Source organism: Enterobacter cloacae complex sp. 2024EL-00214, assembly GCF_043945575.1.
Lineage (GTDB): Bacteria > Pseudomonadota > Gammaproteobacteria > Enterobacterales > Enterobacteriaceae > Enterobacter > Enterobacter cloacae_P.
Genome location: NZ_JBIMRC010000008.1, coordinates 120,636 through 132,876 on the forward strand (window position 1 = coordinate 120,636; position 12,241 = coordinate 132,876).

Below are 12,241 nucleotides of genomic sequence, written 5' to 3' on the forward strand. Positions count from 1 at the left end.
TTTGAAGTCCTAATGCACGCAGAGAATGCACTTTCTGAAAGTGAGTGTGCAATGTCTGTGCTGAGCATGTGGATTGACAGCATTCCCGACGGTGAAGAACACCGCGAAGAAGCGCACCGTGTAGGCGCGATTATGTCTCTACTGAATAAATCTATCGGCGAACTGATAAAGGCGCGGGACGCTTACAAGCCAAATAGCGGGATATAACCGATGAAAAAGAAAAATACTGGCTTAATTGCCAGCGGATTATCTCATCCTGAAATCAGGCAGGGCGATAAATGGCGTGATGGATGGGGAGATATTGTGACGGTCGAAAGTTACCGATTCAACAGAGTGACATTTATTCGTGATGGTTATTTATCTCCATGCACTCTGAATGAATCACGATTTATCAAAGAATTTAATCTGGTAGGCGAGGTGATGCCGTGAAAGATAATTTCATTAATGAAATTCGTAGCAGGGCTAATAATAACTGGCCTGCAATTATGGAGCGCCTTGCCATTCCTACAAACAGCGCAGAAGGGCCATGTCCGGCGTGTGGTGGCAACACTCGCTACCGGTTCGACAATAAAGATAACCGGGGAACTTATTTCTGTTCGCACTGTGGTGCGGGTACTGGGCTGGATCTGGTGATGAAGGTCAACCAGTGCGGCCCGAGAGAAGCGGCTGAGCTGGTGGCCGAAGCTATGACGCTGCCTATGCCGGAACCGAAGCAAGCCAGAGATAAGCCTCAAACGGATATCGCCGGGAAAGTTGCGGCGCTGGCCGCGAAAGCCTCTCCGGGGCAGTCTGCTTACCTTACATCAAAGGGGCTTCAATGCCCCTTCCCGATGCTGTCCGACGGATCGCTGCTGCTGGTGCTGAAAAACGGTGCTGGTGCGGCGACTGGCGCACAGGTGATTAAACCAGATGGCAGTAAGCGGCTGGTGGCCGGAACGGTGAAGAAAGGCTCTTTTTGCGTGGTTAATTCCGGCGCAACGTCGGAAACGGTGATTATCGCCGAAGGACTGGCAACTGCGCTTTCGGTTCAGCAGTTCCGCCCTGATGCGACAATTATCGCAGCTATTGACGCCGGGAACCTGCTGCCCGTTGCTCAGGTGATGCGCAAAAAATACCCGAACGCGCGGATCATCATTGCTGCAGATAATGACCAGTGCGCCGAAAGTGACAGAAGCGGAGAAGTGAAAGTTAACACAGGTAAGGAGTGTGCAGAGAAAGCCGCTAAAGCCGTTGCTGGCTGGGTTTCTTTGCCCCCTGTGGACTACAAGGCGGACTGGAACGACTACCACCGACAAAACGGACTGGAAGCCGCTATAGCAGCATTTAACGATTCGATGTATCAGCCGGAGGGGGAAACTGTGGGCGTAAAACTTAAAGTAGTCGATGGCGGTAAAAAGCGCGGGCGCGGAGAAATCAACCTGATCCAGATGGCAGATAATGAAAAAGCGCTGATGCTGGCAGACCGTTACGAGGGAATAGCCATTCACGCAGAGAGCGAGGCTGTTTATCTGTACCGTGAAGGAGTATGGGTAAAAGCAGCGCCATTAGAATTAAGCCGCGAAATGGTGGCTATCTACAACGAAAATCAGACTAATTTCAGCAAACGCTCAGTAAATAACGTAATTGAAGCATTGAAGATTGTCATTCCTGTTATGGGCCAGCCTCGCCGGAGCCTGATCCCGTTCAAAAATGGCGTGTACGACATGGAAACCGGGACTTTCTCGCAGCATTCATTAGATAACTGGCTTACTAACGATAACGGTGTGATCTATACGCCGCCGGAGCCTGGCGAAAATCTTCACGACCATGCGCCAAACTTCCATAAATGGCTAAGTTACACAGCAGGAAGAGACGCACTTAAAATGAAGCGGATCGCCGCTGGGCTTTTTATGGTGCTGGCTAACCGCTACGACTGGCAGCTTTTTCTTGAGATAACCGGGGAGGGAGGTAGCGGCAAAAGCGTTTTCACTCACATTGCTACTATGCTGGCTGGCGAACACAACACGGCCAGCGGAAATATGGCCGCACTGGATAGCGCCAGAGGTCGGGCGCAGTTCGTAGGCAAAAGTATGATAACCCTACCAGACCAGCCAAAATATTCAGGCGAGGGAACGGGTATAAAAGCGATTACGGGCGGCGATGCCGTAGAGATTGACCCGAAGCATGAACACCAGTACACCGCCGTTCTGAGGGCTGTTGTAGTCGCTACAAACAACACGCCGATGATTTTCACCGAACGGGCCGGAGGCGTTGCCCGCCGTAGGGTTATTTTTCAGTTTAATAACCGGGTTCGAGAGGAAGACAAAGACCCCGATTTGTCGGAAAAGATATCCGCAGAAATCCCGGTTATTGTCCGCCGGCTCCTGGCTAACTTTTCTGATCCAGAGAAAGCAAGGGCGCTTTTGTTGGAACAGAGGAACAGTGAAGAAGCGCTGGAGGTTAAACAGAAAACAGACCCGCTTTATGCTTTCTGCGCATACCTTGAAAAGCTGTCAGAGTGTACGGGAATGCTGGTAGGGAACCGCAATCCGCCTCTCTACCCACGCGTGTATCTCTATCATGCGTATCTGGCCTTTCTGGAGGCTAACGGATTCGATAAGCCTTTAACACTCAATAAATTTGCTGAGGGCATGGAAAGCGCAATGCGCGAATTTAACCACGAATACCGGAAAGAGAGAAAGACGCGAGGAGTTGTAACCAACGTGGAACTCTCAGGAAGTGCTGAGGACTGGCTTCCACAGCCTTATCCCAATCCCGCCAAGAAGTAAGCAAATAAAAAGCCCGCGAAAGGAGGCGCGGGCTTTGCTTAGTATCACATTGTGCAATCGGAGAGGGTATGCCTGCCCTCACAAACTTAGGATAGCAGATATTTAACACTGAATACCACTTTTATAAATTGATTGTTGTGTTTATTACCTGTTTTTGTGGTAATGAAGTATAATATCTGTACCGACAATCCCGTCGAGGTAACAGGACAATCTGACCATGCCAAATCTCAAGCAGTTCAATGCTCAGCCCGTCGCTAACGGTGTCGTAATCACGGCGAACTACGACGACGGCAGCACTATTTCCTTTCCTACTGATAAACAATCATCCGATTTTATGACATCTATTGTGCAGGCGCTGGCCTCAGCTAATGACCGTATCATTGCTGCTGAAAATCGCGCGGCGGCGGCAAATCGCACGGCTGATCGCATGTACAAGCGGACCGTAGATTCATCCGAAGATGGACTGCCAACAAAAATAGACCCTCAGTTTATGCGACTGGTTCGTGCTGTATGCCCGCGTTATGACGAGGCCAGCCAAGGAGATGATCCACGGTTGGTCGCCCTTGATGTGCTGCGTTATGCGCCAGTAACTGCGTTCAGTGCGGTATGCAATGAATCACTGGCTGATTTGCAACCTAATCGGGCGATAGAAATTCTTGAGCAGGTGGGTGATTACATGAAAGCCAACGGCATTGATCCGAAGCCATATACGTCAGCCGATACGATTAGGGCTATCGGCGATTCTGCTAAAAAATTCTGGAGTAAAAAATAATATGTCACGATTCATTACCCGATCAGAACGAGAAGCAATGCGAGCGCGTAGAACGACTGATAGTGAACGAGCAAACATTCAGAATATCAATCAGGCCAATAAAGATTTTTGGGAACAGAAAAAAACGGAAGAAAAAGATAGGTTGGCCGTGATTAACAGACACCTTTTTCCCTACGGTAAATTTTAACCCCACAGCCCGGAGATTAGTCCGGGTTTGCTTTTTTAAGGAGCATGAATATGTCACAAAACTGGATGAGGCATTTCGAACTACAACTTGTGGGAGAGAACGGGCAAGGGATCACCCTGAGTGACTTCAAAGTTACTTTTCAAATAGAGCGTAACGATAACAAATGGCCTGCTGTAGGCACGGTAAAAATTTATAACCTGTCCGCACAGACGCAAAACCGTATCATGCAACGCGAGTTTGCAAAAATAATTATGATTGCCGGCTATGATGGCCTTGCATCTGATGTGCCTGCGAGTGAAGTTGGTGTTGTTCGTGAGATACCGGCCAGCGAAGTAGGGCAAGCTAACGGCACAAATTACGGCGTAATTTTCAGCGGTGATATTCGCTTCACTGTGACCGGAAAAGACAACCCTGTCGATTCATGGGTACAGGTGCAGGCTTGTGACTCTGTGGAGGCGTTTACCAGCGCATTTATCAACACCACTATCAGTAAAGGCTACACCACAGAAGATATTTATGTTGAGCTTATGAAAAGACTGGAACCTTACGGCATTTCTCGCGGTATTGTTCCTGAGTTCCCGGCAACGGTATTTCCTCGCGGTCGAGCCCTCTTTGGCTATGTCCATAACTATCTCGATGAAGTAGCCGCGCAGTGCAAAGCCACTTGGCAATTCAACTATGGAAAAGTCGATATTGTTCCCAGAGACAAGGCGACTCATGAAGCTGTGGTTCTCAACGCTAATACCGGGCTTATCGGTATGCCTCAGCAGACCATCGGTGCGGGTGTGAATGTCAAATGCCTGATTAACTCACGGATTCACCTGAACGGACTTATTCAACTGGATCAGGCTTCGGTATATCGTAGCGCCTTATCTGCTGATCAAATTGCCCAGGCTGGTGGGCCAATTTCGGTGGAAAGCCAAAACGGAAACCTTGTCACTACTGGATTAACGCAGAGTCCGGCGAGCATTGCTACCGATGGTATCTATAAGGTTCGGTATATCAGTTACACGGGCGACACGCGCGGTCAAGCGTGGTATATGGATCTGGCGTGTGAGGCTCGCGGGAATTCTGATTTATTTTCAAGTTCATTTATGAATAAGCAGAGTGAAGAATGAAGAAGATTATTTTACTGATTGGTTTATTGGGCGCATCTGGAAGTCATGCTGCGCAGGTTATTACCATGCAGTGCGGAAACTTTCGCTTTGAGATGATAGAAAACTCGATGGCGAGAATTAATGGTGAGTATGTAACATCTCAGAAAATTACAGAGTTCGGACAGAACGGGGCAAAAGTAGAAATGACGCTTATGCCTGCCAGCGATGGGAATCTGTATGGGTTTGAATACATCCATCCTGACGGTAGCAAAAAGCGCTGGCTGAATGTTGAGCTTATCCGCACCAATATGAATCAGGCGCGGATCATTGGCTCGTTTGATTGTAAGCGCGTGAACGGGTAGGGGGACTCATGCCATTCATTAGACCTGCAGATGAGCAGGATGTAGCACAGCTTGTTCAGGATAACGCCAAAGCAGCAGTGACCAATGCGTTACCCGGCGTTATTCGTTCATTCGACCCGAAAACTGTCACCTGCGACGTTGATATAGCCATTACGGCAAGAATGACGAAGGCCGGCACAATGGACGAAGATTTCCAGTATGAATCCGTCCGTTATCCGATCCTTAATGATTTGCCAGTAGTTTTCCCGCGCGGTGGCGGCGTTACGCTGACTTTCCCGATTAAAGAAGGTGATGAATGCCTGATTGTGTTTTCGTCGCGTAGCATTGATTTCTGGTGGCAGAACGGTGGGGTACAGGAAAGGGCTGACGGGAGAGTTTTGGATCTGTCAGATGCGTTCGTTATTCCGGGCCCGCAGTCGCAGGCACAGAAAATCAGCGGCATCAGCACCAGCGCTGCACAACTTCGTACTGATGATGGTACGGCATTCGTTGAAGTGGCCGCTGGTGGCGCTATTACTATTACCAGCTCACAGATCACCATCAACGGACCAGTACAGGTAAACGGCTCGATAACTTCCACTGGCGACCAGACAGCTAACGGAATTAGCCAGGTTAATCATACTCACGGCGGCGTACAGTCCGGTGGAAGCAATACAGGAAAACCACAATGAGTAACATCGAAAAGATTAAGCCTCAAAAGCGTGAGGCAGAAGAAAAAGAGAACGTTCGTACATGGCAGGACGATCTGACCAGCCAGCCCCACCTTGACAGCGATAGCGCCATTGTAGAAAGACAATTGCAAAGAAATGCTCCCGGGGTAAATGTTGTTTAAATGTTAAATTAAAATCGGCGAGTATGAACACCTATGTACACTTATGAAGGGTTATGAATACTGGTGTTCATGCTTTATCTATATGAATATTATGATTAATCTCGCGAATATGAATACCATGAACACCTTGAGAGCAAGTTCTCTAAAACACATCCTAAACGCAACGAAAAAGGCATAAGAATCATTTTTATAGTCCTAAGGAGAATATGCGTTAACAATTTATTATCATTTTAATTTGGGTGATTCATGGCGTTTTGCGAGCAAAAAATAACCATAGAGTTAGCCGTATTAAATGTCAGACGAGAGGAACGGTAACTTAAAATGAAAAATAGCGTTACTAATGCAAACTCCTGCTCTGATACGCAGGAAATTGAAAGTGTACCTGCATACAGACAGGCGCTGGCCGATGAAGCTGTAAGTAATAAGGTGTCTGCTGTAGAACGTATCCGGGCAAGGTTGGCGCTTCTGGAGAGCTATATTCCTGATTCGCCTGTGCCACAAGACGAGGTAGCCGAATTTCGTGGCCGCATCACCGGATTACTCGGTGAACTGGAGGTGGGCGGTAAACGCGGCACTGTACTGATTCATGCACATCGAAAATTACGCGATTTAGAGGATCGGATTTACATTCCTGTACGCCGGATAGCCGCTGAACAGTTTGACCAACTGCGCCTGGAAAAACCGGACATGACGGGCGATGTATTACTGAAAACTCTGCTGGGCGATGAAATTGGCGAATATCAGACGAGAAACCCGGAGGCGTCAAAAATAGCCACGCTGGCCGCGCTTATGAGGTCATCACCCCGTGCGGATATTCTCATCAACATGATCCGCCAGCAAAACAATGAACATTCGGTAGCAGTGTTTAGCTGGTGTCCTCTGGAATTACCTTTGCAGGGTGTGTAGGGGGAAACATGGCATCTATCCGTGAGATTGGCGCCGGAAAGCGCCTACGTTATGTCGTTAACTGGCTGGATAAAGAAACCCGCACCGGGCGACGCAATACCTTTCACAGCATCGACGATGCGGCGGCGCTGCTGTATCAACTGGAAGTGGCAGCACTTGACTGGCGAACGGCAGACAATGCGGAGGCGGTAAAACGCTGGACGCTGCAGAAACTGTCCTGGTTCTGGCTGGGATATCAGCGTGACAGGCTAAACCGGAACAGGATCAGGGCAACCAGTTACGACCGCTACCGCTATTGCCTGCTAAACCTTCCGTCTGACCTGCTGAATAAAAACCTGAATAAAATCACTTCACGCCAGCTTAGCGAGCGGCTTAACCGACAGTCGCTTGTGTACATCGGCGCGGCTTTTGCTTATCTCATGCGTTCCGGGATGATTGCGCATAATCCGGTTCGCCAGAGCCGATCAACGGCAGACAGGCCGTGGCAAATCCCGGATGAAGATACCGTGTTAGCCATGCTGGATCGCGCAGAGCGGCGCGAAAGGATTGCTATCTGGCTGGGCGCGGCTTGCGGCCTGCGTATCAGCGAAGTGCTGGCGTTAACCTATCGGGATGTGAGCGCTGACGAAATACAGGTTCGCTGCCATCTGACTTCACGCGGGATTATCCGTGGCAGAAAGCGCGGCAGGGGCCGTTCCGTCGATATGCCGGTTGGCCTGTATGAGTGCCTCGATAAAACGCTGCTGGGAACGGATACACCGCTGATTGCTGGAAGCAACGGACAGAGGCTGAGCCTGAACTACAGCACATCTGGCGTGATGAAACGCCTGCTCTCTGAATTCGGGATAGCGCGCTTTCATGACCTGAGGCATTTTGCGGTGTCCAGCCTGGTAAAAAACGGCGTTGATATTCTGGACGTGTCTGACATGGTGGGCCACTCCCGGCCGTCGGTGACGTTGAATATTTACGGACATCTTTTCCGCGAAAAACCGTCACTCAAGAACGCTCTGAGAGGAGGGGTAAGGAGAATATAGTAAACTCCTTACTTTCCCGGTGTGATGCGGGTTCATCGACTGTAAGCGACGATCCAGCCATTTTTGGATAATACCGCACTTTTTCACGCTTTCCGGACGGGTGAGCAACAAAATGCGGAGAAATGAGGAATGACGCGGCCTGTAGCCCGACAAAGTGCGGCATATCACATGAGCGCAGGCCGCATTCTACCGTTATCGATACGCCGCGGACTTTTTGAGGGTTCGTGAGCACGTCCCGTTTTTTGCCGATGGTGGACAAAGTGAGGAAAAATGAACGTTTTAGCAGCCGCTGAAAATGGCTTCCGGTTTAAGGGGATCTGGTGGACGGAGGAGACCTTTACTGACGTATTACGCACGGTACTGAACCTGCACCGTGCTATGAGTAATCACCGGGTGGCTTTTCACTTTGGAGTTTCTGAAAAAGCCGTCAGGAAATTGAGAGCACGCAGCGATACCGCCAATGGGGTGATACTGCGCCTGATGGAAGAAGCGAAACTCAGCAGGAGCAGGCCAGCACAGTATCGCGAACGCAACTGGTACAACAATTACCCGGAAGACATCGAGGCCAGAAAAATACTGATAGCCGCAGAGGAGGAAAGGGAAAGGCAGCGGGTGGTTCGACATGAGCAGCGAAAGCAGAGAACGCGCCGGGTTACTGATGGCGCTGTACGTCTTGAGCGGATTAGAGCGCAGCGGCGTGAGGCGGTACAATGCTGTAAACGGTCAGGATTAACTCAGGTGCTGGCAGCAGAAAGCCTGTCATGTTCGCTGAGCACTGTCCGGCGGTACTGGTGAATGTTGAGCGACCGTAGCCGTTAAGTTTCACTTCTGGTAATGAGTAACTTACATGCTGAAATCTGATGTGATTGAGTCTGCAATAGCAGAGATGTTAACAAAGCAAGGGCGAGATTTAGACGCTACTGACATGCTGGAGATACGCCGTAGGGTAGCTGGATCGCTCGCCGCAAAGGAAAGGCACCGCCAGCGCATGACAGCCCCGGAATATCGCTGGAACAAGCCTGCACCCCGCAGATAGTAATTTGCACACCTAAGAGCAGTTAACGGACTAGATTCCCACTACAAATAAAATAAAAGCCATATATATCAATAGCATTATCATTGTTATTGAATCAGTGCGCCTGATTACCAGACGATACTCGATACCCTGACGAGCTATTTCCAGCAGATTTATGGCAGTGACGCTTATCTGGAGCCGGACAGCAAAGACGGCCAGATGGTGGCGCTGGTGGCGCTGGCTATTCACGATGCCAATAATACGGCCATCTCCGTTTATAACTGCTTCTCACCTGCTACGGGTTACGGTGCGGCGCTGACGAGTAACGTAAAAATTAACGGTATCGCGCGCCGGGGAGCGACGAACTCTACCGTGGATTTGGTTCTGACTGGTACGGCCGGGACGTCCATCACAAACGGTACTGTGAAAGACACGAATAACGTGATCTGGCGGCTTCCTGCCTCGGTGACGATCGGTGTCGGCGGTACCGTGACGGTAACTGCAACCTGTTCAAACAGCGGAGCGGTTGCGGCGCTGGCCGGGACGATTACCACTATCAACACGCCGACCCGTGGCTGGGCATCGGTAACCAACCCGGCGGCGGCCACCATAGGCGCACCGGCTGAAACCGACGCAGAGTTGCGTATCAGGCAGGGGCAAAGCGTAGCGCTACCATCCCTCACACCGTTTGAAGGGGTCGACGGTGCGATCGCCAACGTTGCAGGCGTGACACGTCACAAGCTCTACGAGAATGATACTGGTGCTATCGACAGCAACGGGCTGCCGCCTCATTCCATTTCCGCCATCGTCGATGGAGGTGATGTTACCGAGATAGCCCAGACAATCAGGGGAAACAAAGGGCAGGGAACAGCCACCTATGGGACGACATCTGTCACGGTACCGGACACCTACGGCAACCCACACGTGATCAGCTTTTCTCGGTCTACTGATGTGCCAATTTATGGACATATCACCTTGAAGGCATTCACCGGCTACACGTCGCAAATTGGCGTACAGATTCAGCAGGCCGTCGCGGATTACATCAACGGGCTGACCATCGGCGACGATGTGCTGCTGAGCAGGATTTATTCTCCGGCGAACCTCGGCGTAGTGAGTGGCGGCAATGCGCGCTACTACGACATACAGGAGCTGCTGATTGGCAAATCAGCCGGTAGCGTAGCGGCGGCAAACATCATTATCGCCTACAACGAATCCGCGTCGTGTAAACCCGAAAACATTGTTCTAACGGTGACGTCATGAGCAAGTACACGGACCTAATCACCAACTATCACGCCACTAAGCCCAGATTCTTTGATCACGTCGACCTGAGCACGCGGCCACTGATTGATATCACCGGCGCCACCCGGGGGCTGGTAAGCGCTTTCGACATTGATACCTCCGTCGGTGTCCAGCTCGATACGCTCGGCCTCTGGATTGGTCGCAGTCGAATCGTCAGCCAGCCGATAAGCGGCGTTTATTTCAGCTGGGACACTGACGGGCTCGGATATGACCAAGGCGTATGGCAAGGCCCGTATGATCCAGATGCAGGCTATACCACGCTGAGCGATACAACCTATCGCATCGTTCTTAAGGCAAAAATCGCCATCAACAACTGGGATGGCCGCAATGATTCGCTGCCTCCCATCCTTGACGCTGCAACTGCAGGCTCTGGCCTGAAGATGCAAATCGTCGACAACCAGGACATGACGATCTCGGTCTGGGTATTTCCCGAGACTGATATTTCAAATGTGTCTCTCGAACTGATCGCCGCTATCAAACAGGGCTATCTCACCGTTAAAGCAGCTGGCGTATGGGCCGGTGACGTGGAAACGCCCTCGGTAGAGGCACCATCCGAGGGTTCTAAATTCTTTGGTTTTGATATGGATAACGAATACATCGGCGGGTTCGATGTTGGAGCATGGGAGACAATACTCTAATGGCAATAAATAACTTTAAACCATTCGCGACAGCAGCAAATGCTAACGTGATGTCCCAGGCTGACTGGGAAGGACTTCCGGCCCTGCTCTCTGGTTTTACTTCAGGTAAGGCGGCCAGCGCAGAAGTCAATAAGGCAATCCGGCAGGCCAGTTTTATCGCGGCAGCGCTGGCGCAGTACACCGCCAACAAAAGTGGGCTGGATGTGCTTGATGATGCTGATTTGAATGGGTTCATTACCAAAATGACCACTGCGTTTGGTAAGGATTTCCAGGCGCTTGATGCCACGCTGACGGCACTTGCCGGCCTCGCTACAGGAGCAAACAAGCTTCCGTATTTCACCGGGGCAGATACCGCGGCACAAACTGACCTTACGCAGATCGGTCGGGACGTTATCGGTCAGACAACCGTGGCGAACCTTCTCACATACCTCGGTTTGAAAACAGCGGCGCAGCGAGATGTGGGAACGGGAGCAAATCAGATCCCCGATATGAATAGTTTTACAACTGGCTATTCAGAATCGGGGACTTCATGGGTGAGTACAAAATCTGGATGGAGCAAGGGGCCAGATGGAGTAATCACACAATGGGGAATTTTCGGTTTCGCTAATGGGCAGACTGGAACGAATGTTGTTTTCCCGGTGCCTTTCCCCGCGCGAGTTGAATCCATTACTTTGACAATGGCAGATATCCAGGAATCACTGCTTTCCCCATCAACCATGCCTGCTTATGGAGTTAACTCAGTAGGTACTTCAAGAACGGGTTTTACAGGCCGTATGTCAGGTAGCGGTGGGTTTAATCTTTGCTATATAGCGAAAGGGAGATAACAGAATGAATAAAATTAAAAGTGTTTACAGCCCGTCCGAAAATGCAATCTACAACGCAGAGCTGTACGAAAGTTATATAAAGGAGGGTACATGGCCGAAGGATGGTATTGAAATCAGCGATGAGGATGCCATCAGGTTTAATGGAGGAAATAAGCCGACAGGCAAAATGCTGGGAATGGTTTCAGGGTCTCTTGCATGGGTTGATGAGCCGCCACTTTCACCAGAACAGCAAATAGCAGATGCAGAGAACATGAAAGCTACGCTTCGTGCAAAAGCTGACTCTGAGATCGCTTGGCGGCAAGATGCTAGTGATGCGGACATCGCAACGGACGAAGAGAAAGCGGCGCTCGCAGCATGGAAGAAGTACCGCGTTCTGCTTATGCGCGTAAATACCTCTGCAGAAGATATCCAGTGGCCTGACCTTCCTGAAGTGTAAACCGGCTTGATCTGCATTCACTTAAAAGCACTGCGTATGCATACAGTCAAATTTAAAGGAGTGCGGACCAT

General features: G+C 50.3%; 16 protein-coding genes. All 16 read left to right on the forward strand.

The features are described 5' to 3' along the window. The first annotated feature begins 12 nt into the window (after positions 1-12). The 16 genes from ACHHZ6_RS11395 (at position 13) to ACHHZ6_RS11470 (ending at position 12,170) form a co-directional block, all read left to right on the forward strand. The gene (locus ACHHZ6_RS11395) at positions 13-207 is read left to right on the forward strand and encodes a hypothetical protein (RefSeq protein ID WP_395122242.1); all 195 of its coding nucleotides are present in this window, start codon (positions 13-15) and stop codon (positions 205-207) included. Between the two features lie 3 nt (positions 208-210). Further along, positions 211-429: a DUF4222 domain-containing protein gene (locus ACHHZ6_RS11400; protein WP_223561272.1), complete on the forward strand. Its 219-nt coding sequence runs from the start codon at positions 211-213 to the stop codon at positions 427-429. A gap of 56 nt (positions 430-485) precedes the next feature. Further along, on the forward strand, positions 486-2,768 hold the full coding sequence (locus tag ACHHZ6_RS11405) for a toprim domain-containing protein (RefSeq protein ID WP_395122255.1): 2,283 nt from the start codon (positions 486-488) through the stop codon (positions 2,766-2,768). Positions 2,769-2,985: 217 nt separating this feature from the next. Further along, entirely contained in the window at positions 2,986-3,540 is a 555-nt protein-coding gene (locus ACHHZ6_RS11410) for a hypothetical protein (RefSeq protein ID WP_003826355.1), read from the forward strand. Between the two features lie 237 nt (positions 3,541-3,777). Beyond that, entirely contained in the window at positions 3,778-4,845 is a 1,068-nt protein-coding gene (locus tag ACHHZ6_RS11415; protein ID WP_223561270.1) for a hypothetical protein, read from the forward strand. Then, positions 4,842-5,186 (forward strand): hypothetical protein, encoded by a 345-nt coding sequence (locus tag ACHHZ6_RS11420; RefSeq protein ID WP_115455387.1) that lies wholly within the window; start codon positions 4,842-4,844, stop codon positions 5,184-5,186. The genes ACHHZ6_RS11415 and ACHHZ6_RS11420 overlap by 4 nt, the downstream gene beginning before the upstream one ends. An 8-nt stretch (positions 5,187-5,194) precedes the next feature. After that, entirely contained in the window at positions 5,195-5,857 is a 663-nt protein-coding gene (locus ACHHZ6_RS11425; RefSeq protein WP_115455386.1) for a Gp138 family membrane-puncturing spike protein, read from the forward strand. Continuing rightward, positions 5,854-6,018, forward strand: coding sequence for a hypothetical protein (locus tag ACHHZ6_RS11430; protein ID WP_181884090.1), 165 nt, complete (start codon positions 5,854-5,856; stop codon positions 6,016-6,018). The genes ACHHZ6_RS11425 and ACHHZ6_RS11430 overlap by 4 nt, the downstream gene beginning before the upstream one ends. A 321-nt stretch (positions 6,019-6,339) precedes the next feature. Next, complete coding sequence (locus ACHHZ6_RS11435) at positions 6,340-6,924, forward strand: hypothetical protein (RefSeq protein WP_262319713.1); 585 nt, start codon at positions 6,340-6,342, stop codon at positions 6,922-6,924. Positions 6,925-6,932: 8 nt separating this feature from the next. Further along, positions 6,933-7,958 (forward strand): tyrosine-type recombinase/integrase, encoded by a 1,026-nt coding sequence (locus tag ACHHZ6_RS11440; RefSeq protein WP_262319714.1) that lies wholly within the window; start codon positions 6,933-6,935, stop codon positions 7,956-7,958. A gap of 270 nt (positions 7,959-8,228) precedes the next feature. Continuing rightward, on the forward strand, positions 8,229-8,753 hold the full coding sequence (locus tag ACHHZ6_RS11445) for a hypothetical protein (RefSeq protein WP_223539412.1): 525 nt from the start codon (positions 8,229-8,231) through the stop codon (positions 8,751-8,753). 52 nt (positions 8,754-8,805) lie between these two features. Continuing rightward, positions 8,806-8,994 carry a hypothetical protein gene (locus tag ACHHZ6_RS11450; protein ID WP_072025531.1) on the forward strand — a complete coding sequence of 63 codons (189 nt, stop codon included), beginning with the start codon at positions 8,806-8,808 and terminating at the stop codon, positions 8,992-8,994. 93 nt (positions 8,995-9,087) lie between these two features. Beyond that, on the forward strand, positions 9,088-10,233 hold the full coding sequence (locus ACHHZ6_RS11455; protein ID WP_395122256.1) for a baseplate J/gp47 family protein: 1,146 nt from the start codon (positions 9,088-9,090) through the stop codon (positions 10,231-10,233). Next, positions 10,230-10,910, forward strand: coding sequence for a DUF2612 domain-containing protein (locus tag ACHHZ6_RS11460; RefSeq protein WP_395122243.1), 681 nt, complete (start codon positions 10,230-10,232; stop codon positions 10,908-10,910). The genes ACHHZ6_RS11455 and ACHHZ6_RS11460 overlap by 4 nt, the downstream gene beginning before the upstream one ends. Next, positions 10,910-11,734 carry a phage tail protein gene (locus ACHHZ6_RS11465; protein ID WP_395122244.1) on the forward strand — a complete coding sequence of 275 codons (825 nt, stop codon included), beginning with the start codon at positions 10,910-10,912 and terminating at the stop codon, positions 11,732-11,734. Before ACHHZ6_RS11460 ends, ACHHZ6_RS11465 begins: the two co-directional genes overlap by 1 nt. A gap of 4 nt (positions 11,735-11,738) precedes the next feature. Further along, entirely contained in the window at positions 11,739-12,170 is a 432-nt protein-coding gene (locus ACHHZ6_RS11470; RefSeq protein ID WP_248214410.1) for a tail fiber assembly protein, read from the forward strand. The last annotated feature ends 71 nt before the right edge of the window (positions 12,171-12,241 follow it).

Coding starts and splice junctions, on each gene's coding strand:
- ACHHZ6_RS11420 (WP_115455387.1), top strand. CDS start 4,842: ATGAAGAAGATTATTTTACTGATTGGTTTATTGGGCGCATCTGGAAGT.
- ACHHZ6_RS11440 (WP_262319714.1), top strand. CDS start 6,933: ATGGCATCTATCCGTGAGATTGGCGCCGGAAAGCGCCTACGTTATGTC.
- ACHHZ6_RS11395 (WP_395122242.1), top strand. CDS start 13: ATGCACGCAGAGAATGCACTTTCTGAAAGTGAGTGTGCAATGTCTGTG.
- ACHHZ6_RS11470 (WP_248214410.1), top strand. CDS start 11,739: ATGAATAAAATTAAAAGTGTTTACAGCCCGTCCGAAAATGCAATCTAC.
- ACHHZ6_RS11430 (WP_181884090.1), top strand. CDS start 5,854: ATGAGTAACATCGAAAAGATTAAGCCTCAAAAGCGTGAGGCAGAAGAA.
- ACHHZ6_RS11425 (WP_115455386.1), top strand. CDS start 5,195: ATGCCATTCATTAGACCTGCAGATGAGCAGGATGTAGCACAGCTTGTT.
- ACHHZ6_RS11445 (WP_223539412.1), top strand. CDS start 8,229: ATGAACGTTTTAGCAGCCGCTGAAAATGGCTTCCGGTTTAAGGGGATC.
- ACHHZ6_RS11450 (WP_072025531.1), top strand. CDS start 8,806: ATGCTGAAATCTGATGTGATTGAGTCTGCAATAGCAGAGATGTTAACA.
- ACHHZ6_RS11405 (WP_395122255.1), top strand. CDS start 486: ATGGAGCGCCTTGCCATTCCTACAAACAGCGCAGAAGGGCCATGTCCG.
- ACHHZ6_RS11400 (WP_223561272.1), top strand. CDS start 211: ATGAAAAAGAAAAATACTGGCTTAATTGCCAGCGGATTATCTCATCCT.
- ACHHZ6_RS11460 (WP_395122243.1), top strand. CDS start 10,230: ATGAGCAAGTACACGGACCTAATCACCAACTATCACGCCACTAAGCCC.
- ACHHZ6_RS11415 (WP_223561270.1), top strand. CDS start 3,778: ATGTCACAAAACTGGATGAGGCATTTCGAACTACAACTTGTGGGAGAG.
- ACHHZ6_RS11435 (WP_262319713.1), top strand. CDS start 6,340: ATGAAAAATAGCGTTACTAATGCAAACTCCTGCTCTGATACGCAGGAA.
- ACHHZ6_RS11410 (WP_003826355.1), top strand. CDS start 2,986: ATGCCAAATCTCAAGCAGTTCAATGCTCAGCCCGTCGCTAACGGTGTC.
- ACHHZ6_RS11465 (WP_395122244.1), top strand. CDS start 10,910: ATGGCAATAAATAACTTTAAACCATTCGCGACAGCAGCAAATGCTAAC.